This window comes from Wolbachia endosymbiont (group B) of Ennomos erosarius (genome assembly GCF_964026905.1).
Taxonomy (GTDB): Bacteria; Pseudomonadota; Alphaproteobacteria; order Rickettsiales; family Anaplasmataceae; genus Wolbachia.
The window spans coordinates 159,898-186,845 of the sequence record NZ_OZ034708.1 but is presented as its reverse complement, the minus strand read 5'-3'; the positions used below and the strand labels follow the sequence as shown (position 1 = coordinate 186,845).

Genomic DNA, 26,948 nt, shown 5'->3' with positions numbered 1-26,948 from the left:
ACGCGAATTCTGGATTAAGGAAGGAAGAAAGTATAGGAAATAGAAGGCTTTTTGGATTTGATGGAATAGGAAATGAGAGTAGAAAAGATATGAACCAAAAAATTAACAGGGGATCTATGGCGAGTGTGTTCAATTTCTAGTCTATTTTTTAGGTAACCAAAAACAGTCTCAATGATAGACCTTTTTCTCAGTAAAATCTTCTCATTTAGCGAAATCAATGCATTTTTCATACCTTTTTTCACCTTGGTAACAAGTTTCAAACCTCGGTCAAACAGCTTCTGAAAAAGCTCTTTTGCAATATAACCTTTGTCACCAAACAAAAGGCCGGTTAATTTTTCCGTCAGATTTGGCACAGGTATCCTATCATCAACATTGCCTTTTGTTAGCGTAAGTGAATGAATTTCACCATTTTCATTGATTACCATATGTAATTTGAAACCAAAAAACCAGCCGTAAGTACTCTTGCTTAATTTTGCAATTCCAGCAAAAACTTTGTTTTTGGATATTCTTTTTGCATGACAAACTGCAATGGGAGTTGTGTCTATATATGAAATTCCAGTGTTTTCTGACTGTCCACAAAGCCAATGCAACAACATTGCTAAATGCCACAAAACCCTAGGCTTTAGAGCAACAAACCTGGTATATGAAGGCAACTTTGGAAACTCTGATTTGTAGAGCAACGTTAGGTAATGTAGATAGAAAGTTTTGAAATTTTTACACGGAGATTGTTGATATAGCAGGATTATTGTCATGATTTCGGAGTGCTCAATTTCCGTTGTTCTTGTGGGTTTTTTACCATTTGGCAGTAGTTTACCTGCAAAATTTTTCTCTATATCTCTGCAAAAATCATCGACCAAACAAAACAGTTTGTTATATCTTCCATGGTTAACCTCATCTGTTTTTTTATAACTGCTGAGTTTACCCTGTTTTCTTGCCTTTTCTATTCTCCTTTAATCCAGAATTCGCGTAAATAGGATTGATGGATTACGTACAGTGACAATTTCCGCTGATGTGGATACTAGCTATCTTGTTGATGAAAGAGTAAAGTTCATTCAGAATTCTATTGCCCAGGATTGGGACAAGGGAGTAAAAATTGATTTTAAAGGCGACAAAGAAGATCAACAAAAATCAGGAGCATTTTTGTTAAAGGCTTTTATATTAGCGATTACACTAATGATATTGGTATTAGTGACACAGTTTAATAATGTATACCATACATTTATCGTAATGACAGCAGTGTTTTTATCCACCACATGTGTGTTTTTTGTTTTCTTTCTTATCCAACAAGTTTTCGTAGTTGTTATGTGTGGAGTGGGGATAATTGCTTTGGCAGGAATTATAGTGAATAATAACATACTATTGCTTGATGCCTTTCGTCACCAAATTAAGGTACACAAAAATGACATCAAGCGATGTGTAATAAACGCTGCAATTTCTCGCGTTAGGCCAATATTGCTTACCGTTGCAACCACAGTTCTTGGTTTAATACCGATGATTACCAGGTTAAATATCAATTTTTTTACGCTACAAATCACATATGATGCTCCATCAAGCCAGTGGTGGGTTGACATTTCAACAACCATAGCAAGTGGAATATTGGCTGCAACGGTTTTAACTTTATTCTTTACTCCTGCGTTGCTTGTCATACAAAGACATGAAAAAACTTGACTTAAATTAGCAATCATTTAACATTTAAGATAGCGTTCTTTGCCCGTTGAAGCTATAATTATAACTAATTACATTGGATTTATTTATTATGATTGCTAATCGTAAAAGCAGTGTTAAGCAGAAAAGTAACAAGAATAACATAGTTGGAAGCCTTGATGTAATAAAAACAGCAGGAGAGCTTTCACTTCAAAAAGGTTTGGATTTTGATGTTTTAATAAAGGCACTAGAAAGTGCTATAGAAGCAGTGGCTTATCAAAAATATGGTAGCAAAAGTAAAATTGTAGTTAATATAGATAGAAATACAGGCAAAGTTACTTCATACAGAAAACTAAAAGTTATTGATGACGAATCAAATGAAGAAGAGAACACTGAGTATGAATCAATTACGCTTACACAAGCTAAATTAATAAAAGGAGATGCAAAAGTTGGAGATACTGTTAGTGAATTGCTCTCTCTTAACACTGATCTTGCTTCAGCAAGAATTGCCCAGCAAAAGATTGCTCAAATAATTAAAGATGAAGAATCAAAAAAGCAATATGAGGAATTTAAAGATAAGGCGGGAGAAATAAGGTATGGTATTGTTAAACAAGTAGAATATTCAGATCTTATTATAGACATAAATGGCACTAGGGCATACCTTCCTTTGCGAAATTTGACCGGTGGTGAATCATTTCGTGAAGGCGATAAGGTTAAAGCTTACATACAGACTGTTAAGCGCTCTGATGATGGACGTCAAATTGTTCTTTCTAGAACTCATGAAGGCTTTTTAGAGGCATTATTAAATCAAGAAATACCAGAAATTGCTGACAGGTTAGTAACAATTAAAGGTATAGCTAGAGACGCCGGCTCAAGGTCTAAGGTCGCTGTTTTCTCTCCTGACAAGAACATTGATCCAGTAGGTGCTTGTGTTGGAGTTAAGGGAGATAGAATAAAAACTATTATACACGAATTAAATGGTGAAAAAATTGACGTTATAAATTACTCCTCAGATTTGGGTCAATTTGTTATTAAAGCCATTACTCCTGCAGAAGTATCGAAGGTTATTATTGATGAAAATGAAAATTGCATAGAGTTAATAGTTGCTGAAGATCAATTGAGTTTAGCTATAGGAAAAAAGGGCCAGAATGTAAGATTAGCTTCAGAGCTTGTTGGATGGAAAATTGAGATATTAAGCACTCAGCAAGAATCAGAAAGGCGAAGTAAAGAACTTAGTCAATGTTCAGCTTTATTTGCTGAAGCTTTAAACTTAGAAGAGATTATGGGTCAGCTATTGGTAACAGAAGGTTTTTCAAGCGTAGAAGATATATCCAGCGCTTCAATTAAAGAGCTTGCTTCAATAGAGGGCTTTAATGAAGATATTGCAAACGAACTTCATAATAGAGCAAACAAGTACCTGAAAACAGAAAATGATAGAAAAATAGAAGAGCTAAAAAGTTTAGGTATGGAAGATGATGTAATCAATTTAACTTTATCAATAGACAATAAAATTGCTCTTAGTAAACATGATATTAAGACTTTAGAGGACATAGCAGATTTATCAAGTTATGAGTTTTGCAGCATGCTCTCTTCCTCAGCTGATAGAAAAGAAAATCTAAAAGATACAGTAGATTCAATAATCATAGAAGCACGTAAAAAGCTTGGATTAATATAATAAAATAATATGAATAATGAAGATATCAGTAATAAAAAATTAACGCTCCAAGGCTTAAGCAAGCTTAAATTAGACCTCAATTTAAACTCTTCAGCTAGCCCAAGTACTGGAGCTACAGTAGTAAAAAAAAGAAGAAAAAAATCTCATGATGCAGAAGAACATAATTTATTTGACGAGAGTAAATTAGGTTCTTTAACAGAGAAAGAACAAATTTTCCGCATTAATGCTGTGCAGAATGCAGCTTTGCTGAAAGAAAGAAATCAGAGAGAAGAAAAAGAGAAAACAGCAAAAGAAGACAGCAATAAAGAGATTGACGAGAAAAATGAAGCGGACGCTTTATCTAAAGAAATAAATAAGAAAGTTTTAAGTGATACCCACTTAGTTGAACTAAGAGAAGATAATATTGACTATGAGGGCGACGATAAAAAGTCTTCTAAAGTCAACAAAGATATATATTCTAAGCATTCTAAACTGGTAATTGCACAGGCAATAGATGAAAAAACTGAACAACCCCCTGTATTTAAGCAAAGATTTGGTATAAGAGGTAGAAAGTCAAAGTTTACTAAGGGTAAAAATATATCAAGAGAAGTTATTGTACTAGACAAAATAACTATCAGGGAGTTATCTATTCGTATGGCAGAAGATAGCAAGAGTGTGCTAAAAATGTTCAAAGAAGAAGTTGGTGAGAGTTATAGAGTAGATGATCTGGTGGATCCAGATATAGCATGTGAAATAGTGAAAAAATTTAATCATACGGCCAAACGAGTGAGCGATGCCAACAAAGAAAAGGATTTATTTTTTATAGAAGGCAGAGAAAGCCTGCTTAAAAAACTTAAACCACCAATCGTCACTTTTATGGGCCACGTGGATCATGGTAAAACCTCATTGCTCGATGCATTTCGTGAATCTAATGTTGCAGAAAGAGAGTCAGGTGGCATAACTCAACACATAGGTGCTTATCAAATAACGACAAAAGATAAGCAAAAAATTACTTTCATTGATACACCAGGACATGAAGCGTTCACTGCGATGCGTGCATGTGGTGCCAATATTACTAATATAGTTGTAATAGTAGTTGCAGCTGACGATGGAATCATGAAACAAACAGTTGAAGCAATAAATCATGCAAAAGCAGCAAATGTTTCTATTATAGTTGCTATTAATAAAATTGATAAATCTGAGCCTGGTGATGTGGAGAAAGTAATGAGTAGCTTACCTCAATATGATCTCATTCCTGAAGAGCTCGGTGGTGATGTTATAATTGTGCCAGTATCAGCAAAAAAGAAAACTAATTTAGATAAACTAGAAGAGGCAATTTTGTTAATCGCTGAATTAATGAAGCTAGAAGCAATAGAAGATTGTCGAGCACTTGGATGGGTAATAGAATCCAAAATAGATAAAGCAAAAGGAATATCAGCTACGTTGATAGTTGAGGAAGGAACGTTAAAGGTTGGTGATATATTCGTAGTTGGTACAACATACAGTAAAGTACGTAGTATGGTTAATCACCTTGGTCAAAGAGAAAAAGCAGCACTACCCTCCGCTCCAATTGAAATTACTGGTCTAAATGGTGTGCCAAATGCTGGAGATAAATTTGTTGTTGTAAATTCTGAAAAGCAGGCGCGTGAAATTGTTGAATACAGGCTAGAGTTGATCAAGAAAAAGAAAGAAGATTTGGGCGACAATAATTTAGATATATTCAGTCGTAATGACAGTAAAACAGAAGAACTATCTGTAGTTTTAAAGTGCGATGTAACTGGTTCTATTGAAGCAATATCAAGTTCAATTGATAAACTCGGTAAAGACCAAGTGAAATTAAATATCCTACACAAAGCAGTAGGAGGGATAACAGATTCAGATGTGCTGCTTGCAGAAGCATCAAGTGCAGTAATTTTAGCTTTTAATGTAAAAGTGGACTCAAAAATAAGGGATTTGGCAAAACAAAAAGGTATAGAAATACATACTTATAACATAATATACGAGCTCATTGACGACATGAGAATGTATTTAACTAAAATGTTAAAGCCTATTACACGAGAGGTTCGTGTTGGTTCTGCATCTGTAAGGCAAATATTTAATGTATCTAAAGCTGGTAATATCATTGGATGTTATGTAAGTGATGGAGTCATAAAAAAAGATTCTTTAATTAAGGTAGTGCGTGGTGGCAAATTGGTGCATGAAGGAAAGTTAAAAGCACTACGTAGATTTAAAGATGATGTTAAAGAAGTAGATGTAAACTTTGAATGCGGAGTATCACTAGAGGGTAATATCGATATTAAAGTTGGAGATATTTTGGAAGCTTATCAATTAGTGCAAGAAGAAAGGGTGTTATAGTAGCTGGATATGAAAAAGGAAATTAGAAACCTAAAAATAGCATCGGTATTGCATAGAGCAATATCAAGAGTCCTAATGGAAGGTAAGGTGTTCAATAAAAATGTAGCAGTATCTGACGTAAAATTAAGTAAAGATTTGAAAAAAGCAGATGTATATATTGTGTTATCTTCATTGAATATCCAAGTAGCTGACTACTTAGATCCAGAAAAAAGTACGTGGTCACACACTGGAGATCCTTCTGAGAATAACTGTGATATTAACACTGTTGTTAATGAAATGAACCAATCTGCATGGTCAATACGTAAATCTATATTGTGTTATGTTGATTTGCGATTTATACCTGAGTTAGTTTTCAAGCCTGATTTAGCGTTCGATAATTTTGTCAATGTAAGCAAAATATTACATAATCACACTTAATTAATGCATTTCAATCGTTACTTTTCATTAATGAGATTGCACAGTTTAACAGGTTTGTGGCTTGTGCTATTTCCCAGTTTGAGCGGTATTCTTTTAGCCTCAACTTCTCTATCGTATCAGGCTCTTTTTCTCCTTGTTTTGTTTACTATAGGTGCATTTTTAATGAGACCTGCAGGGTGCATAATCAATGACATTTTCGATAGAGAAATAGATGCGCACGTTGAACGAACAAAATATAGGCCACTTGCAAGTGGTGCATTAAACATAAAGCAGGCTTTAGCTTTACTTTCACTGTTACTGTCTATTGCCCTGGTAATCTTATTATTAACTAATAAAACTACACTCATACTTGGAATAATCTCAATGTGTATGATAGCTACTTACCCTTTATTAAAGCGGTATGTTTGGTGGCCACAATTGTTCTTAGGGTTTACCTTCAATATGGGATCGCTCATGGGCTCAGCAGCAATAACAAACCAGATCAGTATAGAATCCTTGCTGTTTTATATAGGATGCGTCTTTTGGACGCTTGGTTATGACACCATATACGCTCATCAAGATAAAAAAGATGATGAAAAACTCGGAATGAAATCTACCGCATTATATTTTGGTGATACAACAAAATCTTGGTTGAAAAGATTTTATTTAATATCTCTTATGGCGTGGCTATATGCTGGTATCTTATCATCATTAAATAACATTTTTTATATTGCTCTACTTGCTGTAGGGTTCATATTTCACCGCCAATACAAAAATTTCAATCCTGACGATCCCAGTCAATGCATGTCCATATTTAAAAATAATTCCTACGTAGGGTTGCTTCTCTTTTTTGGCATCCTTTTAGATAGAATTATCACCTAGGTCCCAAGAGTTTTGGCTCTAATGAAGTCAATAAACTCAGGTAGCCCGCAGAAACAAAAAAACTTGCTTGACACCCTTTGCCAGCCCTCTTATCATGAAACTGAAGCTATTGTATTTGCTTTCGCCAATCTGCAGATTAAAAGGTAAGGATTACTTAATGTATCGGCGTCTTATGTTCAATTTTTTGCAGTATATAGATACTGTATGTCTTTACAAAACTTCATCTACATCTAGATTTTTATCTAAATAAGCTGAACGCGCTTATAAAGCGTTACAAGACATCAAAAAATGCCAATACTCGACAGAGATAGTAAAAGACTAGCTAACTCGGGGATTCTTTGTCTTTTTTTCTGCTTAGTAAATTTCTTAAACATTTGCAGCGTAGGTTAGTTGCAATTAAAAGCAGCTGAATCTCGCTTGTCAAGCGTTTAAAAACGCGAATTCTGGATTAAGGAAGGAAGAAAGTATAGGAAATAGAAGGCTTTTTGGATTTGATGGAATAGGAAATGAGAGTAGAAAAGATATGAACCAAAAAATTAACAGGGGATCTATGGCGAGTGTGTTCAATTTCTAGTCTATTTTTTAGGTAACCAAAAACAGTCTCAATGATAGACCTTTTTCTCAGTAAAATCTTCTCATTTAGCGAAATCAATGCATTTTTCATACCTTTTTTCACCTTGGTAACAAGTTTCAAACCTCGGTCAAACAGCTTCTGAAAAAGCTCTTTTGCAATATAACCTTTGTCACCAAACAAAAGGCCGGTTAATTTTTCCGTCAGATTTGGCACAGGTATCCTATCATCAACATTGCCTTTTGTTAGCGTAAGTGAATGAATTTCACCATTTTCATTGATTACCATATGTAATTTGAAACCAAAAAACCAGCCGTAAGTACTCTTGCTTAATTTTGCAATTCCAGCAAAAACTTTGTTTTTGGATATTCTTTTTGCATGACAAACTGCAATGGGAGTTGTGTCTATATATGAAATTCCAGTGTTTTCTGACTGTCCACAAAGCCAATGCAACAACATTGCTAAATGCCACAAAACCCTAGGCTTTAGAGCAACAAACCTGGTATATGAAGGCAACTTTGGAAACTCTGATTTGTAGAGCAACGTTAGGTAATGTAGATAGAAAGTTTTGAAATTTTTACACGGAGATTGTTGATATAGCAGGATTATTGTCATGATTTCGGAGTGCTCAATTTCCGTTGTTCTTGTGGGTTTTTTACCATTTGGCAGTAGTTTACCTGCAAAATTTTTCTCTATATCTCTGCAAAAATCATCGACCAAACAAAACAGTTTGTTATATCTTCCATGGTTAACCTCATCTGTTTTTTTATAACTGCTGAGTTTACCCTGTTTTCTTGCCTTTTCTATTCTCCTTTAATCCAGAATTCGCGTTATTAGCTACGACATGCAGTATCGCTTTGGTTTGTTTGGCTATGAACGTTAGTATCAACAGAATTCAAGTCCCGTGTTTTACTCTTCAGCAATTATGGCCACTGCTGCATTATGTTGTGCGTGCTGTGCAGTAAAAACTGTGCTTTTTCCACCAGGACCATTGTCTGAATTCACCGAAGCTAGGGAGGAGTTTCTTAAAAGCCAAAAATTGCCAGATCTAGCAAATGGAGCTTAATAACTAGAAACTAAAAAAGTTCTTTTTTAAAAAACTTAAGTTATACTTATAAGTATTTGATACTTTTTATAGTGATTATGTCGAATTTAAGCTGCCTTTATGGTGATAATGCAGAATTTGTGGAAGAAATGTATAGCCGTTATCTGCAGGGCGATAAATCAATCGGGGAAGATTGGTATAGAATTTTTTCAAGCAATTTAGAAATTAACAAAGCGGAGCCCTGCAATGCAACTAAGGTAGATGATTCAGTTTCTAGTTTAGCAAATTTCTTCAGGTCCTATGGTCACTTTTTTGCAGACTTAAACCCATTGTCACCAAGTGAAAATCAAGAAATAGATTACCAAAAATATTCAAATCTATCTCCGGCAAGTGACGCTGAAATCTATAGAGATATTTACTGCAAGAATATCGGTTTTGAATTTATGCATATCTCCTCTTATGAAGAGAGAATATGGCTGCAGGAAAAGATCGAAAATCAAACCTATACGCTGAGTTCACAAGATAAAAAGGAAATACTGAGGCACTTGGTCGAATCCGAAATGTTCGAGCAATTTCTCCATATGAAATTTCCTGGATATAAACGTTTTTCCATCGAAGGTGGAGAGTCAGCTATTGTTGCTATTGAAAAAATCATTAGTGATTCTGCAGCTTTTAGTATTGAAGAAATAGTCCTTGGCATGGCTCACCGCGGACGGCTCAATGTTCTAACCAAAGTTATGGGCAAAGAATATGCAGCAATGCTATCTGAATTTCAAGGCAATCTCGCACACCCAAGTGGTCTTGAGGTGTCTGGCGATGTTAAATATCACCTTGGTTACTCTTCTGATCGAGCACTTGCTGGTGGTAAAAAAATACACTTAAGTTTATGTCCTAACCCATCTCACCTTGAGGCGGTAAATCCGGTTTTGGCTGGAAGAATAAGAGCAAAACAGAATATAAGGTCTGTGCTTGGCATATCAATTCATGGTGATGCGGCTTTCATCGGTCAAGGTGTCGTTGCCGAGACCTTGAGCCTAAGCAACATTGAAGGTTATAAAGTGGGTGGTATTGTGCACATTGTTATAAACAATCAAGTTGGTTTTACTGCTAACCCATGCTGCGCACGATCCTCTTTTTATTGCACTGATGTAGCAAAATCGATAGAAGCCCCAGTGTTTCACGTTAATGGAGATAACCCGGAAGCTGTGAGTTTTGCTGCAAGTCTGGCGATGAAATATAGACAGAAATTTAAAAAGGACGTAGTGATTGATATAATATGCTACCGCAAATATGGCCATAATGAAGGCGATGAACCGAATTTCACTCAGCCACTTATGTATAAGCTGATATCAGAACATAAAACTCCTGGAACATTGTATGAAGAAAAATTGACTGCAGAGAAAGTATTAAGCGGTGATGAGGTAAATAAATTACGCAGTGAATTCAGGGCAAAATTAGATAAAAGTCTTGCTAAATCAGCGGCTTATACTCCAAAAAAAGCTGACTGGTTCGGTGGAGTGTGGTCAAAATTAAGAAGAGCAAAGCTGAACGATTTGAGCGAATACTACACGGATTCTGGTGTTCCGCCAGATGAGTTGAAAAAATTAGGTGTGCATATAAATAGCAACATCCCAAGCAGCTTTAACATTAACAATAAGGTTAGAAAAATACTTGATGGCAGAATAGACAGTATAAATTCCGGTAGTAATATAGACTGGGCAACTGCCGAAAGTCTTGCGTTTGCATCACTGCTCACAGAAGGAATAGAAGTGCGTTTATCAGGACAAGATTCTGGTCGTGGGACTTTCTCGCACCGTCATTCAAGGCTTGTTGATCAGGTAACAGAAGAAGCGTTTATTCCGCTAAACAATATAAATGAAAAGCAAGCTCACTTTGAGGTCATAGATAGCGCTTTATCAGAGTATGCTGTAATGGGCTTTGAATATGGATATAGTCTTGATTCCCCGTATTCACTGGTGCTCTGGGAAGGACAATTTGGTGATTTTGCAAATGGTGCGCAAATTATGATCGACCAGTTTATCGCATCTGCAGAAACAAAGTGGTTGCGATCAAGCGGTCTAGTTTTGTTGCTGCCTCATGGTTATGAAGGGCAAGGACCTGAGCATAGCTCCGCACGTATAGAGAGATTTTTGCAACTCTGCGCAGAGGATAATATGCAGGTAGTTAATTGTTCCACTCCGGCAAATTACTTCCATGTCTTACGCAGACAAATGCATAGAGACTTTCGTAAGCCTCTGGTAGTGTTTACACCTAAATCGCTACTGCGTCATAGAAGAGCAGTTTCTAACCTATCTGACTTTGAAGGAAAATTCCTCACGGTAATCCCAGAATATAGAACAGGTTTAGTTTCGAATGATAAAATACGTAAAGTTGTAATATGCAGTGGTAAAGTTTATTACGACATAATTGAAGTATGTGAGGTACAAAAGGTAAACGATATAGCAATAATACGTTTAGAACAATTCTATCCATTTCCTGCCGATAAACTAAGCAGTGAACTTGAAAAGTACAAAAACGCTGAAATTATATGGTGTCAAGAAGAACCAAAAAATATGGGAGGATGGTTTTTTGTCAACCGATTGATAGAAGAAGTGTTGTCCAATCTCGATATTCAAGCAAAAAGACCTAAGTGTATCGCAAGACCTGCTGCTGTATCTCCTGCATGTGGCTATGCTAGTGTCCATGCTCAGCAACAGGAGGAAATTTTGAAGCAAGTTGTGCAGGGAATCTAGCACAATTGTACAAATATTGAGGTTTTTAAGCAAAAGTGGTGTCATCCCAGTGCCCTGACTACTTGGATTCAGGAATTTTATTAAGTTGGTAAGCATAAAAGTAGCCGTTTTATGTTAAAATACAACGTTTTGATGATTATGAAAAAGCTGGATTTCAGATTGGAATGACATCGTTTACTATGTGCCATATTGCAATGTTCGTACAGTAAGCCATAGGATGACAGAAGCGGAGCTATAACGCGAATTCTGGATTAAGGAAGGAAGAAAGTATAGGAAATAGAAGGCTTTTTGGATTTGATGGAATAGGAAATGAGAGTAGAAAAGATATGAACCAAAAAATTAACAGGGGATCTATGGCGAGTGTGTTCAATTTCTAGTCTATTTTTTAGGTAACCAAAAACAGTCTCAATGATAGACCTTTTTCTCAGTAAAATCTTCTCATTTAGCGAAATCAATGCATTTTTCATACCTTTTTTCACCTTGGTAACAAGTTTCAAACCTCGGTCAAACAGCTTCTGAAAAAGCTCTTTTGCAATATAACCTTTGTCACCAAACAAAAGGCCGGTTAATTTTTCCGTCAGATTTGGCACAGGTATCCTATCATCAACATTGCCTTTTGTTAGCGTAAGTGAATGAATTTCACCATTTTCATTGATTACCATATGTAATTTGAAACCAAAAAACCAGCCGTAAGTACTCTTGCTTAATTTTGCAATTCCAGCAAAAACTTTGTTTTGGATATTCTTTTTGCATGACAAACTGCAATGGGAGTTGTGTCTATATATGAAATTCCAGTGTTTTCTGACTGTCCACAAAGCCAATGCAACAACATTGCTAAATGCCACAAAACCCTAGGCTTTAGAGCAACAAACCTGGTATATGAAGGCAACTTTGGAAACTCTGATTTGTAGAGCAACGTTAGGTAATGTAGATAGAAAGTTTTGAAATTTTTACACGGAGATTGTTGATATAGCAGGATTATTGTCATGATTTCGGAGTGCTCAATTTCCGTTGTTCTTGTGGGTTTTTTACCATTTGGCAGTAGTTTACCTGCAAAATTTTTCTCTATATCTCTGCAAAAATCATCGACCAAACAAAACAGTTTGTTATATCTTCCATGGTTAACCTCATCTATTAATCCAGAATTTGCGTTAATAGCGTAGCTGTGAATAAGTACACCCACACAAATTTTAAGTACTTATTCACAGCTACATCAATTTTTCTATTGACTTTTAACACAACTGCTCCACCTAATGCTTAAGCTTAAAAACACTAGATGCTTTTTTCAAGATACAAGATCCTTTTTCATAGCTATACTACGTTATACCAATTCCAGCGTTTGGGTACTGGTTTCTTGGTACTTATTCCGCAATAATTTTTTTTTCTTTTAATAAGCTTTGCAATTCACCTTTTTCGTACATCTCGCGGGTTATGTCGCAGCCACCGATAAACTCTCCCTTTATATATAGTTGTGGAATTGTTGGCCAATCAGAAAACTTTTTTATAGATTCACGTATTTCATCATTCTCCAATACGTTAATACACTTAAACTTCACATTCAATTTTTTAAGGATTGACACAACGAGTCCAGAGAATCCACATTGAGGAAAATCAGAAGTGCCTTTCATATACAATACCACATCATTTTCTGCTATATTTTTTTTTATTTGTTCAAAATTGTTCATAAATTCACCTTATTTTTAAGTATTAGTTTCTAGCTGCAAGGCATGTATAGACTGACCTTCTAGTGCTTTATATACCATTTTATGCTGTTCTATTTTTGTCTTTCCGAGAAAGCGCTTGGAGGTTATTTTTAAATAATAATGATCATTATCTCCAGCAAGATCATGAATCTTTATATCAGCATCGGGGAACGATTGTTTGACGATTCTTTCTAGCTCATGAATTGCAATAACCATTGATTTGCTTTAAATTACAATACTTTCATTATAAATCTAAAACGATTGAGCACAATTGAATTATTGATTGTATAGTTACTAATATCGTGAAGACAGTAAATTCAGCATGTTAAGAGCACTAGCAAGGCGAGATTTTAATTGATTTTCATATTTGCTCCAATCTTGTATTGCCTTTCTTGCAACACCTGAGTAAACTGCAGCTTTTGCAACAGCAGGAGATACTATAGAAATTAATCTTGGGTCAAATGGAGTAGGTATTATATATTCACGTCCATAGCTCATTTTACGACCGCCATAGGCTGCAGATATCTCACCTGGTACTGGCTCACGGGCAAGCTTTGCTATTGCATCTGCAGCTGCAATTTTCATTTCATCATTTATTGTTGTTGCATATACATCAAGCGCCCCTCTAAATATATAAGGAAAACCCATTACGTTGTTGACTTGGTTGTTGTAATCTGACCTACCAGTTGCGATTATTGCATCTGGCCTCACAGATTTTGCAAACTCAGGCCTTACTTCTGGATCGGGGTTAGCGAGAGCGAAAATAATCGGGTCTTTGCCCATACTCTTTAACATCTCTTCATTTAACACATCTTTTGCAGATAGTCCGATGAATACATCAGCGCCTTTTATTGTATCAAGTAGAGAACGTTCGGAAGTATCAATTGCATACTTTTCCTTCCACTCATTCATGTCCTCGTTTCTACCTTTGTATATTACTCCTTGCTTATCGCACAGCACTATATTTTTAGCGCCCATGGACTTTAGTATTTCTAAACATGCAATACCGGCTGCACCAGCTCCATTCATGATGATCTTAACATCCTCTAATTTCTTTCCGGCAATATCAAGAGCATTTTCTATACCAGCTGCAACAACCACCGCAGTTCCATGCTGATCATCGTGGAATACTGGAATGTCCATCAATTCACTCAGACGTTTCTCTATTATGAAACAATCGGGAGATCTTATATCTTCTAAATTTATTCCTCCCCAACTTGGCCCAAGATACCTTACTGCATTGATGAAATCTTCTATATTTTCTGTATCAACTTCTATATCTACTGCATCAATATCAGCAAAACGCTTAAATAAAACAGCTTTGCCTTCCATGACAGGTTTTGCAGCAAGAGGACCAATATTACCAAGTCCAAGCACTGCAGTGCCATTTGAAATGACAGCAACACAGTTGCTTTTTGCCGTATAATTATAAACAACCTCAGGATTTTTAGCTATTTCAAGGCACGGAGCTGCAACGCCAGGGGAATAAGCAAGTGACAAATCATACTGGGTAGATAAAGGTTTTGTTGGCATGATTGAAATTTTACCAGGGTTACCACCTCTACTGTGATACTTAAGTGCTTCTTGTTTTGTGGTACTATCTAAATCATCGTTCATCATTACATCCTTATATTTTAAGCTTGTATTTTTTAAGTATATGGAGTTTTTATGAATGTTCAATTGTAAACTATTAGCTTGTGAACTCTGTTGTACTTCTGTATAAGTTTACCTATTACGTAAGATGATATTACATGCTTAAGAAAAACGTGCCTAATTTGCTTACAATTTCTCGTGCACTTGCAATACCAGCAATAATATTAAGTTTTTATATAGAAAATAAATATGCAGGCCTGATAACAATATCAATCTTTGTGTTTGCGTGCATTACGGATTTTTTTGATGGTTACCTGGCGCGTGCGTGGAAAGTCCAATCAAAGTTTGGCAAGCTATTTGATCCAATTGCTGATAAATTAATAGTGGTTTCAACGATAATTATGCTAATTTATAAGCAAAAGATAAATGATTTTACAATAGTACCATCGATTATCATCATCTGTCGGGAGATATTAGTTTCGGGTTTACGGGAGTTTCTGATAGCTACAAATGTTAGTCTACCTGTAAGCAAAGCTGGAAAAATTAAAACATTTCTACAGATGGTTGCTGTAGTAGCGCTAATAATGAACGATTATTATATGATCCAATATACAGGTGCGATTTGTTTATGGGTTGCAGCTATTATAACTATGTGGTCAGGCTATAATTATATCCTAGCCGGCATCAAACAGATTGATTAAATCTCCTAGGAAATAGTTAATAGACAAGAGTAGTTAATATCTTAGTGATATTGACTCAGAAAGCAAAAAGGTGTATAATTGTATTAACTTACAACTAATTAGGTTAATATTATGAAAACACCTAGTGGCAAATTTTCTTCTACCAAAAAGGTTCCAGGAAAGAATAAGAAAAAAAGAGATTTTGAACCATTAGAAGAGTTTTTTTGGGATTTTTGGCCAACAGTTGATAAAGAAGTCAAAAGAGAAAGGCTAGAACAAGAGCTATTAACACTAAAAAAAAGAGAGCTATATAGACAATGTGTATCATTGGTAACAATGGTTCCATTTGCATTATTTATGGCTATTGAACTGGAAAAAATATGTAGCGATCAGGTATTGCTTGGCGTGATAAGTGGCGCGCTAAGCCACACTATATTACCTTTCATGGTCCTATCTCTTATTTGTACGCTATATTTAATTTACAATAATAGGAAAATAGCACAAAAAGAACGAGAGTTGAAAAACATTGAAAATGAAGAGGAAGTAAAGGAAAAAGAGCACAATATTTCTGATATAGGTCAGTGTTTGATCTATATTGAGGCTATAACAACTGCACTGGTCATTGTAGGTATGATAATGGGTGAAACACCTTCACTTGAAGCAGCAGAGGATGCAATTTTATTTCTTGCCAATGCAATTGCTCTTCTTGTAACTATTGTTTCTTATATTGATAAGCATGAAAAAAATAAGAAAAAGGAAACAGAAAAGTCTGATCTTGATGAGAAATCTAGCAAGAAAACTAGCAATATGTCTGTAGCCGGATTGGCGCTTGCTGGTTCTTCTATATTTTTAATAAGAAGGATAATGTTAATGGCATTAGCATCGTCCTTAAATCCTTCTGTTGGAACTACTTTAGGCTTGATAGGTATTGCAATTTTTATGGCTGTACAGGTCTTAACTATACATTCCTACAGCAAGACGCTGAAAGATCCAAAAGTGGAAGGACGAGGTGAATCAAGAAATGCAGGTAGTTCTGACCGTAGTTATAAAGAAGAAGGGCCGGCTATTGCCTAAGAAATTTATTTATTTAAGTAATATTTAGGTCTATACTTTATTTTGATCGAAAAAAATCTTATGTATAAGACTTTAATCACGTGCTTTATTTTCCTAATTTGCTCCTTTACACAATCGTATGCGAATGATCTTGAAAAAACTGAAACTGAACTATATGAAGAAGCAGTTGAACTTTTTGAACAGAAAAAATATAAACAAGCTATTAGGGCATTTCATAAGATAGAGGATTTGTATCCTTTGTCTTATTGGGCAATGAAAGCGAAATTATTATCTGGGGTTTCTCACTATAATATGGGTAACTATAGCAGTGCTGCAAGTGATATGGATGATTATATATATGTTTATTCAAATGGTGAAGATTTACCATATGTATACTACTTAAGAGTATTATCTTATTACATGCAAATTAATAAAGTGCAACTTGGACAGCAAACTGCATATAAAACTTTAGAGCTGGCTACAGAGTACATTAATCTCTTTCCAGGCAGCGAATATGTAGACGAGATAAAGGAAAAAGCAAAGCTAATCACAGAGCATATATCAACAAAAGAGTATTTTATCGGTAAATTTTATCTGAGGCGTGGTGAATATTTGGCAGCAATTAAGCGTTTCCAGAATATGGCAAGCTATAAGGATTCTAAATATTTTTCTAAGTCTATTAACCATTTAATAGCAGCCCATTCAGCTATTGGCCTTGACTTAGAAGCTAAGCAGTATGAAAGTATGTTATTAGCAGAAAACCTGCAAGATGCCAAGCCGGAGGCTTGAAAATTTGCTTTAGTTTTTTCTATGCTTTGATATATAATTAGGTTTTTAACTATTTGAATATGGCTGGTCATTCACAATTTTCAAATATCAAACACCGAAAAGGTGCTCAGGATGCAAAGCGCTCTCAAAAATTTACGAAGCTGATTAGAGAAATAACAGTTGCTGCAAAGCAAGGGCTACCCGATCACGAACTCAACCCGCGCCTTCGCTCTGCTATATTTGCTGCACGCAAGGAAAATCTACCAAAAGATAAAATAGAAACAGCAATAAAAAATGCAACTGGTAACGTTGCTGGAGAAAATTATGAGGAAATCCAATATGAAGGTCATGGGCCTTCTGGAACTGCACTCATTGTCCATGCCTTGACTAATAACCGCAACCGCACTGCTTCTGAGGTGCGTTATATTTTTTCTCGCAAAGGTGGAAATTTAGGAGAAACAGGAAGCGTTAGTTATCTTTTTGATCATGTAGGTTTAATTGTCTATAAAGCAGAGGGTGTGAATTTTGACGATTTATTCAGTCATGGAATCGAATTAGAAGTATTGAATGTTGAAGAAAATGACAAAGAAGGGTTACACGTTATAACTTGTGAAATAAAAGATTTTGGTAAAGTACGCGATGCCTTTTATGCAAAATTCGGAGAACCAGAACTTGCTCGTCTTTCATGGCAGCCAAAAGATCTGATTGAAATTAGCGATAAAGAGTTGATTGATAAATTATCTGCATTGGTTGAAGAGCTAGAAGATAATGATGATGTACAGTATGTGGAAGGTAATTTTACTTTTGTTGATAAGCTATGAGGCTGGTAATATTTGTATTGCTTTGTATTTTACCAGCATATGCTACTGAAACATTAACAGATCTTGCAGTGCTGTTCCAGTGTGTAGGGTGTCATCCCAGTGCCCAGACACTGGGATCCAGAAAAATTCAAGCACACTATGCAGCATTGTCAGTCAAAGAGCTGGATTCCAGTGTCAAGCACTGGAATGACACCACCCGCAAATTGCAATGTTTGTACAGTTGTGTGCCTAGACACTGGGATCCAGAAAATTCAATTACAAATGGACACACCAACTGGATTCCAGCGTCAAGCGCTGGAATGACAGGAGAGGATTTTGAGGTGACAGAAAGTAACCATGATAGAAGATTATTATTCATGTCCAGTACCATAAAATCTTCCTTTTTTGCCACGGGAATTAAGCAAGGGTTGGCGCCAAATACAGTGGTAAAATTGATCAACATATATAAAGATTTTGGTGTTGATTTTAAAAAAGACATTGTGCCGAAGAGTAAATTGGAGGTTCTTTTTGAGAGATCGCTCGGTAATCAGAAGACTAAAGAAAAGATTTTATATGCTTCACTGACAATAAACAAGAAAGCTATTAGTTTATATCATTATAAATCGCAAGACGGCAAAGAAAGGTATTTTAATAATGAAGGAATAAGCTTAAAAAATGGCGAAATTTTTGCAAATCCTTTAAATGGAGATTATCGCATATCCTCAAAATTTGGCAATAGAAAGCATCCTATTCGCGGTAAAATTGCTTTTCACAAAGGAGTGGATTATGCAGCTAAACTTGGCACTCCCATATACGCTGCTGCAGAGGGTGTGATAGAATATATAGGAAAGAATGGTGGCTATGGAAATTACATCAAAATAAAACACAAAAATGAGTATTCAACCTGTTACGCGCATATAAGTAGATTTAGTGGCGATATAAAGTTAGGCTCTAAAGTAAAGCAGGGGCAGGTCATCGCTTATGTTGGTAGCACTGGTATTGCAACAGGACCCCATTTACATTACGAAGTTATATATAATGGCAAACACATCGATCCGCTTACGATAGCACATAAAACTGAAGTAAAATTGCCTGATCATGAATTAAGAGAGTTTAAACTATTTGTAAATAAGATAAACAAAACGATCAACAGAGAGGGTTCAAGTGAAAAAGAAGTTTAAAGATAATATGGATAAGAATACGATAAACGATAGAAATTTGAGTCAAATTCGGGCTTTTCCTGTACTAATAACGCGAATTCTGGATTAAAGGAGAATAGAAAAGGCAAGAAAACAGGGTAAACTCAGCAGTTATAAAAAAACAGATGAGGTTAACCATGGAAGATATAACAAACTGTTTTGTTTGGTCGATGATTTTTGCAGAGATATAGAGAAAAATTTTGCAGGTAAACTACTGCCAAATGGTAAAAAACCCACAAGAACAACGGAAATTGAACACTCCGAAATCATGACAATAATCCTGCTATATCAACAATCTCCGTGTAAAAATTTCAAAACTTTCTATCTACATTACCTAACGTTGCTCTACAAATCAGAGTTTCCAAAGTTGCCTTCATATACCAGGTTTGTTGCTCTAAAGCCTAGGGTTTTGTGGCATTTAGCAATGTTGTTGCATTGGCTTTGTGGACAGTCAGAAAACACTGGAATTTCATATATAGACACAACTCCCATTGCAGTTTGTCATGCAAAAAGAATATCCAAAAACAAAGTTTTTGCTGGAATTGCAAAATTAAGCAAGAGTACTTACGGCTGGTTTTTTGGTTTCAAATTACATATGGTAATCAATGAAAATGGTGAAATTCATTCACTTACGCTAACAAAAGGCAATGTTGATGATAGGATACCTGTGCCAAATCTGACGGAAAAATTAACCGGCCTTTTGTTTGGTGACAAAGGTTATATTGCAAAAGAGCTTTTTCAGAAGCTGTTTGACCGAGGTTTGAAACTTGTTACCAAGGTGAAAAAAGGTATGAAAAATGCATTGATTTCGCTAAATGAGAAGATTTTACTGAGAAAAAGGTCTATCATTGAGACTGTTTTTGGTTACCTAAAAAATAGACTAGAAATTGAACACACTCGCCATAGATCCCCTGTTAATTTTTTGGTTCATATCTTTTCTACTCTCATTTCCTATTCCATCAAATCCAAAAAGCCTTCTATTTCCTATACTTTCTTCCTTCCTTAATCCAGAATTCGCGTTTTCAAGGACCACGCAAAAATTTTTGCTTTAAAGGGAGGTATTCCATGCTCTTCTTAAAATAAGTTTACCTACAGATCTGATTGTATTAAGATTACTTAATACAATCAGATCTATTATATGCGTTTATCCAAGTATTACTTACCAACTTTAAAGGAAAAGCCTGCTCATGCTAAAATTATCTCCCATCAATATTCTTTACGTGCAGGTTTAATAAAGCAGATAGCATCTGGCATCTATACGTGGTTACCACTTGGTCTCTTAGTGCTTAAAAATATTGGAAACATTATCAGAGATGAAATGGATAAATCTGGCGCTATTGAAGTGTTAATGCCTTGTGTGCAACCAGCAAATCTTTGGCGAGAATCAGGGCGTTACGATGATTACGGTAAGGAAATGTTGCGTATAAAGGATAGGCATGAGGAAGATATGCTTTTCGGTCCAACGCATGAGGAGGTGGCAACTGATTTAATTAGAGATGTGGTAAAAAGTTACAAAGATTTGCCACTTTGTTTATACCAAATTCAATGGAAATTTCGTGATGAGGTAAGACCACGTTATGGTGTTATGAGGGGTAGGGAATTTTTGATGAAGGATGCGTATAGTTTTGATGTGGATTACGAAAGTGCACAGAATTCATATAATTTGATGTACAAAACTTACATAAAAATCTTCAAACGCATGGGACTTACTCCAATTGGAGTTCGAGCTGATACGGGGCCAATTGGAGGAAATTTGAGCCACGAGTTTCATATATTGGCAAATACTGGTGAGAGCACTTTATATTATGACAATAAATTTTCTGAACTACTGGAAAGTGAAGATGTTGAAAGTTTAAAGAGTATATATGCAGTTGCAGATGATATGCATGACTCTAAAACTTGCCCTGTGCCGCAAGAACAGTTAAATGTTAGTAAGGGTATTGAAATAGGGCATATTTTTTATTTTGGCGACAAATACTCAAAGCTTATGAAGGCAAGTGTTATTTCTCAAGATGGAAAAAATGTCAATATACATATGGGTTCGTATGGCATTGGGGTTTCAAGGCTTGTCGGTGCAATAATAGAAGCTTTTCATGATGATAAAGGAATTATCTGGCCAGAATCGGTGGCTCCTTTCAGAATTGGTTTAATCAATTTACAAACGAAAGTAACGGAGGCTGCAGATAAAATATACAAAGCTTTGAAAAGCGATGAAGTGCTTTACGACGATACGGAAGGGAGTGTAGGAGTAAAATTTTCTAGAATGGATCTGATAGGCTTGCCGTGGCAAATAATTGTCGGAAAAAAGGCAATAGATGAAAAGATAGTTGAAGTAAAAAACAGAGCAACTGGAGAGGTAAAGGAAATGCAGATTGAAGAAGCAATAAATCACTTTAGCACAAAATGATACACGGTATCGGCACTGACATAGTATATATACCAAGAGTATCGAGGATATTACAAAAATACGGGGAAAAATTTCTCAATAGAATCTACACTGAAAAAGAAATAGAGCTAAGTAGAAAGTATAATAGTCAAGAAATGCGAGCAAGGTATTTTGCCAAACGCTTTGCAGCAAAAGAAGCTTTTGTTAAAGCACGAGGTACTGGATTTAGCCAGGGCATTATAATGAAAGATATAGAAATATACAGTGGTGTAAAAGGAAAGCCGTATCTTACCGTTAGCAAGGATTTTATCTCCAAAATTCATCTTTCTCTGAGTGACGATGGAGATTACGCTACTGCATTTGTTGTAATTTGTGGCTAGCAGATATTGTTTCAATTTATGCAGTTGATTTTATGCTATCTATATAACGCGAATTCTGGATTAAAGGAGAATAGAAAAGGCAAGAAAACAGGGTAAACTCAGCAGTTATAAAAAAACAGATGAGGTTAACCATGGAAGATATAACAAACTGTTTTGTTTGGTCGATGATTTTTGCAGAGATATAGAGAAAAATTTTGCAGGTAAACTACTGCCAAATGGTAAAAAACCCACAAGAACAACGGAAATTGAGCACTCCGAAATCATGACAATAATCCTGCTATATCAACAATCTCCGTGTAAAAATTTCAAAACTTTCTATCTACATTACCTAACGTTGCTCTACAAATCAGAGTTTCCAAAGTTGCCTTCATATACCAGGTTTGTTGCTCTAAAGCCTAGGGTTTTGTGGCATTTAGCAATGTTGTTGCATTGGCTTTGTGGACAGTCAGAAAACACTGGAATTTCATATATAGACACAACTCCCATTGCAGTTTGTCATGCAAAAAGAATATCCAAAAACAAAGTTTTTGCTGGAATTGCAAAATTAAGCAAGAGTACTTACGGCTGGTTTTTTGGTTTCAAATTACATATGGTAATCAATGAAAATGGTGAAATTCATTCACTTACGCTAACAAAAGGCAATGTTGATGATAGGATACCTGTGCCAAATCTGACGGAAAAATTAACCGGCCTTTTGTTTGGTGACAAAGGTTATATTGCAAAAGAGCTTTTTCAGAAGCTGTTTGACCGAGGTTTGAAACTTGTTACCAAGGTGAAAAAAGGTATGAAAAATGCATTGATTTCGCTAAATGAGAAGATTTTACTGAGAAAAAGGTCTATCATTGAGACTGTTTTTGGTTACCTAAAAAATAGACTAGAAATTGAACACACTCGCCATAGATCCCCTGTTAATTTTTTGGTTCATATCTTTTCTACTCTCATTTCCTATTCCATCAAATCCAAAAAGCCTTCTATTTCCTATACTTTCTTCCTTCCTTAATCCAGAATTCGCGTTTATGGGGCACTGGGATTACACCCTGACAACCGTCATCCCGCTACTAGTTAGCGGATGAGATACCGCGAATGAATCGCGGTATGACGTAACGACAAATTCGTCATCCCGCTACGTGTTAGCGGGATCTAGAGATACCGCGGCGGTATAGCTATAGCATACACAAACAACTAGTTTACCAAAAAAACATAGCAGTTTTTCTATGATTTGAGTATAATTCTAGCTTTACCTAAGCAGAAAATTTAATGGACTATATCTTAATGTATCTTTCCTTACCATTTTCAATTACCGAGAATTATTTATTAATTACTGCGTTGATTCCGCTTTTAAGTGCTTTTGTTACCTTTTTTACTGGTAAATGGTCCAGAGTGAACAATAGTATTACTGTCACTTCTTCTGTACTTCTGTTTACGTATACGTGTCTGTGCACTTTATATTGGGTATATGGTGATCATTCTCAATTTATTCTCATGGATTTTGGTAATAATTTGCACATTAGTTTAAAGCTAGAGTCTACCGGAGTAATATTCAGTTTATTAATATCTTTTTTATGGGTACTGACCAGTATATATGCAATATGTTATATGCAGAATAACTATGCTGATAGCAATCACTCGAGTTTTCTATGCTTTTTTTCAATATCGATTAGCTGTGCAATGTTTATTGCTTTTTCTGGAGACTTGCTCACTACATTTGTCTTTTATGAGCTTCTAACTATTAGTACATACCCTCTGATTACTTACAACTCAACAAATGAATCAATGATTGCAGGACGCTATTACTTTGGCGTGCTATTTTTCTCTTCTTTGGTATTATTTTTTCCTGCAATAGGCCTTTTATATAATGAATTTCATACTTTAGACTTTGTAAGTGGTGGAATATTCAAATTTGATACTTCACTCATCACTTTCATTCCAGTGTGTTTTGCTATGCTGATTTACGGAATAGGAAAAGCTGCATTAATGCCAATGCATTTTTGGTTACCAAAAGCAATGGTTGCACCAACTCCTGTGAGTGCACTATTACATGCTGTTGCTGTTGTGAAATCCGGAGTTTTCATCATCATAAAAGTTATATTATACACTTTCGGCGTCGATAACATGCAACGTTTTGTGCAGCAAAATTGGTTTGCTGGAGGGTGGCTTCCGTACGCTGCTGGATTTACTATTATTACTGCATCATTGATTGCACTAAAGCAAAAAGAATTAAAGAAATTGCTTGCTTACTCTACCATCTCTCAATTGTCGTATATTATATTATTTGCTTCAATTTTTAGTGAGCTCAGCATGGAGGTTGCAATTTTTCAATTGGTTTGCCACGCATTTGCAAAAATCACTTTGTTTTTCGTTGCCGGAGCAATAATAACGAAAACAGGCGAGAAATATATAGATAAGATTCACGGTATAGGACGCAGTATGCCAATTAGCATGACAGCATTTGCTATAGGTGCATTGTCTATGATAGGGGTGCCGCCTGCTCCGACTTTTTGGGGTAAATTTCTCATTTTTCAAGCTGTTTTCAACTCTGGCAATGTAATACTTTCTGTGTTTGTAACTCTAGTGTTAATTGTTAGTACTATACTTAACGCTCTGTACTTTTTACCGATAATTTACAATGCCTTTTTCTTAAAACCTTCTCAGAATTACTTTATTAAAAAAACGCCAATTCTTCTAGTTTTACCTCCAGTTATTACTGCTACATGCACTTTAGTTATTTTTTTTAGCTACCAAATAATGTTTTAAATGTAATCATCTATATTTATAACCATTAACAATAAATTTAAATGGTATTATACCAGCCAGAGTTGCTTTTATATTCGACAAAGTGAAGCTAATCTCCACAGTATCCTCCTTATCTTGCTCGGTTGTAAAAACTGCAGTAGCATTTCCAGCAAATGTAACTAAGTCCTTGGTCGATCGATCAATAGATAATGTTATTACATTTATGTTGGCAATTTTTCTTTTAGATAAAGACAAATTACCAGCTTCATTATTCGTTTTTTCCTGAAAGCCTTGATAGATTTTATGTATAGAATTGTTTCTTATAAAATTTTCTTGGTACTTCGGTTCAACGATCTTAATGGACTCGTATATTTCAATGTATTTACTTATTAAGTACCTCGCTGTGGAAATGTATTCATCTTCCTTTTTACTGAAATTAAGCTTATGCATTGCAGAGAACTCATCTTCTGTGTGGTTCATATACTTCACAAAATTTAAATCTTTTTTAACAGGAAATAACAGGTATATGTTTAATGTTAATAAACATAAGCATACTAGGAGAAGCGATACTATTAATGCCATCCAAGATCTTTCTGCTACACAAAACAGATACCTATGGCAGTACCATTCGACTGCTTTACTGAAATAACTTTTGTTTTTTACTGATTCAAGCAATTTATCTTCCATAACACAATGCTACCAAACCCAATTATAATAACAATAAGATTAGATACTCTAAAAAACTTTAAAATATGTCTAAATTTTCCCAAATAGGATGAATGATTATATCACCTTGTTCTGCAATGAGGTAGAATTTATCGATTTTGCTCACATCTATATTTATCATTTTTACACTAAAATTTTCAGGATCATAAGTATTACTTTCAGCACTTTTGTGATAATTATAATAATGTAATTTATTTTGATCATCAAAATAACCAAATTCATCAGCGAAGGTTCCCACTTTGCTACCTTTACCACTTTTGACTAGCTCAAATAGATCAATTACATGGTTTTGGGATCCAGGCTCAATAGGCCCTTCTGCAGCAAAAAATTTAGGTGCATGACCAACATATTCCTTAAATTTTAGATTATGAGTCTTTTTTACACTACCAAAATTCACAAATTTATATTCATCTGAAATACCAGAATATTGTGGATCATATTTTTTATATTCAAAAAACTCGTTACCTAAAAACGCGAATTCTGGATTAAAGGAGAATAGAAAAGGCAAGAAAACAGGGTAAACTCAGCAGTTATAAAAAAACAGATGAGGTTAACCATGGAAGATATAACAAACTGTTTTGTTTGGTCGATGATTTTTGCAGAGATATAGAGAAAAATTTTGCAGGTAAACTACTGCCAAATGGTAAAAAACCCACAAGAACAACGGAAATTGAGCACTCCGAAATCATGACAATAATCCTGCTATATCAACAATCTCCGTGTAAAAATTTCAAAACTTTCTATCTACATTACCTAACGTTGCTCTACAAATCAGAGTTTCCAAAGTTGCCTTCATATACCAGGTTTGTTGCTCTAAAGCCTAGGGTTTTGTGGCATTTAGCAATGTTGTTGCATTGGCTTTGTGGACAGTCAGAAAACACTGGAATTTCATATATAGACACAACTCCCATTGCAGTTTGTCATGCAAAAAGAATATCCAAAAACAAAGTTTTTGCTGGAATTGCAAAATTAAGCAAGAGTACTTACGGCTGGTTTTTGGTTTCAAATTACATATGGTAATCAATGAAAATGGTGAAATTCATGCACTTACGCTAACAAAAGGCAATGTTGATGATAGGATACCTGTGCCAAATCTGACGGAAAAATTAACCGGCCTTTTGTTTGGTGACAAAGGTTATATTGCAAAAGAGCTTTTTCAGAAGCTGTTTGACCGAGGTTTGAAACTTGTTACCAAGGTGAAAAAAGGTATGAAAAATGCATTGATTTCGCTAAATGAGAAGATTTTACTGAGAAAAAGGTCTATCATTGAGACTGTTTTTGGTTACCTAAAAAATAGACTAGAAATTGAACACACTCGCCATAGATCCCCTGTTAATTTTTTGGTTCATATCTTTTCTACTCTCATTTCCTATTCCATCAAATCCAAAAAGCCTTCTATTTCCTATACTTTCTTCCTTCCTTAATCCAGAATTCGCGTTAGAGGGTGATCTTCTATCAAATCAATTTGCTTCCTTTCTAGAACCATAGTTTCCTTTTTTAGTGGAGATTCTCCATATTTAAACGTTTCTGGTAAGCTTTGCCTTCTTTCATCTGGTGCATTGAATTCTTTCATTAGACGATTTTCTAAAAGACTTGGCCTCTTTTCATAAAACTCTTTTTGATTTTT

22 protein-coding genes and 3 pseudogenes are annotated in these 26,948 nt (G+C 35.3%); 17 read left to right on the top strand and 8 right to left on the bottom strand.

Annotated features, from left to right (window positions below):
- Window positions 1–14: 14 nt before the first annotated feature.
- Window positions 15–866, bottom strand: a complete 852-nt coding sequence (locus tag AAGD95_RS00910) for an IS982 family transposase (RefSeq protein ID WP_410542088.1) — start codon at window positions 864–866, stop codon at window positions 15–17.
- 127 nt (window positions 867–993) lie between these two features.
- Between AAGD95_RS00910 and AAGD95_RS00905 the strand changes: the two genes are divergently transcribed.
- From AAGD95_RS00905 to ubiA, 5 genes are all read left to right on the top strand, one after another.
- Window positions 994–1,668, top strand: a complete 675-nt coding sequence (locus AAGD95_RS00905; protein ID WP_341818593.1) for an efflux RND transporter permease subunit — start codon at window positions 994–996, stop codon at window positions 1,666–1,668.
- A gap of 88 nt (window positions 1,669–1,756) precedes the next feature.
- Window positions 1,757–3,319, top strand: a complete 1,563-nt coding sequence (gene nusA / locus AAGD95_RS00900) for a transcription termination factor NusA (protein ID WP_341818869.1) — start codon at window positions 1,757–1,759, stop codon at window positions 3,317–3,319.
- Between the two features lie 9 nt (window positions 3,320–3,328).
- Complete coding sequence (gene infB, locus AAGD95_RS00895) at window positions 3,329–5,653, top strand: translation initiation factor IF-2 (protein ID WP_341818592.1); 2,325 nt, start codon at window positions 3,329–3,331, stop codon at window positions 5,651–5,653.
- A gap of 9 nt (window positions 5,654–5,662) precedes the next feature.
- Complete coding sequence (locus AAGD95_RS00890) at window positions 5,663–6,070, top strand: ribosome-binding factor A (protein ID WP_341818591.1); 408 nt, start codon at window positions 5,663–5,665, stop codon at window positions 6,068–6,070.
- A 3-nt stretch (window positions 6,071–6,073) separates the two neighbouring features.
- Complete coding sequence (gene ubiA / locus AAGD95_RS00885; RefSeq protein WP_341818590.1) at window positions 6,074–6,931, top strand: 4-hydroxybenzoate octaprenyltransferase; 858 nt, start codon at window positions 6,074–6,076, stop codon at window positions 6,929–6,931.
- 448 nt (window positions 6,932–7,379) lie between these two features.
- Here ubiA and AAGD95_RS00880 read toward each other — a convergent pair whose 3' ends face one another.
- Window positions 7,380–8,231 (bottom strand): IS982 family transposase, encoded by an 852-nt coding sequence (locus AAGD95_RS00880; RefSeq protein ID WP_410542088.1) that lies wholly within the window; start codon window positions 8,229–8,231, stop codon window positions 7,380–7,382.
- Between the two features lie 414 nt (window positions 8,232–8,645).
- Here AAGD95_RS00880 and AAGD95_RS00875 point away from each other — a divergent pair, with 414 nt between their 5' ends.
- A complete protein-coding gene (locus AAGD95_RS00875) occupies window positions 8,646–11,300 on the top strand; it encodes a 2-oxoglutarate dehydrogenase E1 component (protein WP_341818868.1) in 2,655 nt (884 codons plus the stop codon).
- A gap of 251 nt (window positions 11,301–11,551) precedes the next feature.
- On the opposite strand, the pseudogene AAGD95_RS00870 reads toward AAGD95_RS00875, so the two are convergent.
- The 4 genes and pseudogenes from AAGD95_RS00870 to AAGD95_RS00855 all read right to left on the bottom strand — a co-directional run bounded on the left by AAGD95_RS00870 (window position 11,552) and on the right by AAGD95_RS00855 (window position 14,620).
- Window positions 11,552–12,435: pseudogene (locus AAGD95_RS00870) on the bottom strand (IS982 family transposase).
- Window positions 12,436–12,661: 226 nt separating this feature from the next.
- Entirely contained in the window at window positions 12,662–12,985 is a 324-nt protein-coding gene (gene grxD, locus AAGD95_RS00865; RefSeq protein ID WP_265035036.1) for a Grx4 family monothiol glutaredoxin, read from the bottom strand.
- Window positions 12,986–13,000: 15 nt separating this feature from the next.
- Entirely contained in the window at window positions 13,001–13,219 is a 219-nt protein-coding gene (locus AAGD95_RS00860) for a BolA/IbaG family iron-sulfur metabolism protein (protein WP_265035034.1), read from the bottom strand.
- A gap of 78 nt (window positions 13,220–13,297) precedes the next feature.
- On the bottom strand, window positions 13,298–14,620 hold the full coding sequence (locus tag AAGD95_RS00855) for a malic enzyme-like NAD(P)-binding protein (protein WP_341818589.1): 1,323 nt from the start codon (window positions 14,618–14,620) through the stop codon (window positions 13,298–13,300).
- 134 nt (window positions 14,621–14,754) lie between these two features.
- On the opposite strand from AAGD95_RS00855, the gene pgsA reads away from it, so the two are divergent.
- The 10 genes from pgsA to AAGD95_RS00800 all read left to right on the top strand — a co-directional run bounded on the left by pgsA (window position 14,755) and on the right by AAGD95_RS00800 (window position 24,616).
- Entirely contained in the window at window positions 14,755–15,297 is a 543-nt protein-coding gene (gene pgsA / locus AAGD95_RS00850) for a CDP-diacylglycerol--glycerol-3-phosphate 3-phosphatidyltransferase (RefSeq protein WP_264703993.1), read from the top strand.
- A 111-nt stretch (window positions 15,298–15,408) separates the two neighbouring features.
- Window positions 15,409–16,350 carry a hypothetical protein gene (locus tag AAGD95_RS00845; RefSeq protein WP_341818588.1) on the top strand — a complete coding sequence of 314 codons (942 nt, stop codon included), beginning with the start codon at window positions 15,409–15,411 and terminating at the stop codon, window positions 16,348–16,350.
- 60 nt (window positions 16,351–16,410) lie between these two features.
- Window positions 16,411–17,118 carry an outer membrane protein assembly factor BamD gene (locus AAGD95_RS00840; RefSeq protein WP_341818867.1) on the top strand — a complete coding sequence of 236 codons (708 nt, stop codon included), beginning with the start codon at window positions 16,411–16,413 and terminating at the stop codon, window positions 17,116–17,118.
- Window positions 17,119–17,177: 59 nt separating this feature from the next.
- A complete protein-coding gene (locus tag AAGD95_RS00835) occupies window positions 17,178–17,918 on the top strand; it encodes a YebC/PmpR family DNA-binding transcriptional regulator (RefSeq protein ID WP_265035618.1) in 741 nt (246 codons plus the stop codon).
- Complete coding sequence (locus AAGD95_RS00825; RefSeq protein ID WP_410542081.1) at window positions 17,915–19,078, top strand: peptidoglycan DD-metalloendopeptidase family protein; 1,164 nt, start codon at window positions 17,915–17,917, stop codon at window positions 19,076–19,078. The genes AAGD95_RS00835 and AAGD95_RS00825 overlap by 4 nt, the downstream gene beginning before the upstream one ends.
- Before the next feature lie 172 nt (window positions 19,079–19,250).
- Entirely contained in the window at window positions 19,251–20,102 is an 852-nt protein-coding gene (locus AAGD95_RS00820; RefSeq protein ID WP_410542088.1) for an IS982 family transposase, read from the top strand.
- Window positions 20,103–20,234: 132 nt separating this feature from the next.
- Window positions 20,235–21,503, top strand: a complete 1,269-nt coding sequence (proS, locus tag AAGD95_RS00815) for a proline--tRNA ligase (RefSeq protein ID WP_341818587.1) — start codon at window positions 20,235–20,237, stop codon at window positions 21,501–21,503.
- On the top strand, window positions 21,500–21,862 hold the full coding sequence (locus AAGD95_RS00810) for a holo-[acyl-carrier-protein] synthase (protein ID WP_341818586.1): 363 nt from the start codon (window positions 21,500–21,502) through the stop codon (window positions 21,860–21,862). Before proS ends, AAGD95_RS00810 begins: the two co-directional genes overlap by 4 nt.
- A 148-nt stretch (window positions 21,863–22,010) precedes the next feature.
- Window positions 22,011–22,862 (top strand): IS982 family transposase, encoded by an 852-nt coding sequence (locus AAGD95_RS00805; RefSeq protein ID WP_410542088.1) that lies wholly within the window; start codon window positions 22,011–22,013, stop codon window positions 22,860–22,862.
- Between the two features lie 257 nt (window positions 22,863–23,119).
- The gene (locus AAGD95_RS00800) at window positions 23,120–24,616 is read left to right on the top strand and encodes a proton-conducting transporter membrane subunit (RefSeq protein ID WP_341818585.1); all 1,497 of its coding nucleotides are present in this window, start codon (window positions 23,120–23,122) and stop codon (window positions 24,614–24,616) included.
- Window positions 24,617–24,622: 6 nt separating this feature from the next.
- Here AAGD95_RS00800 and AAGD95_RS00795 read toward each other — a convergent pair whose 3' ends face one another.
- Both AAGD95_RS00795 and AAGD95_RS00790 read right to left on the bottom strand, forming a co-directional pair.
- Window positions 24,623–25,282: a conjugal transfer protein TraJ gene (locus AAGD95_RS00795; RefSeq protein ID WP_341818584.1), complete on the bottom strand. Its 660-nt coding sequence runs from the start codon at window positions 25,280–25,282 to the stop codon at window positions 24,623–24,625.
- Between the two features lie 58 nt (window positions 25,283–25,340).
- Window positions 25,341–25,793 (bottom strand): annotated as a pseudogene (locus AAGD95_RS00790) (hypothetical protein); the annotation flags it as partial.
- A gap of 101 nt (window positions 25,794–25,894) precedes the next feature.
- Between AAGD95_RS00790 and AAGD95_RS00785 the strand changes: the two are divergent.
- A pseudogene (locus AAGD95_RS00785) lies at window positions 25,895–26,745 on the top strand (IS982 family transposase).
- Window positions 26,746–26,948: the final 203 nt, after the last annotated feature.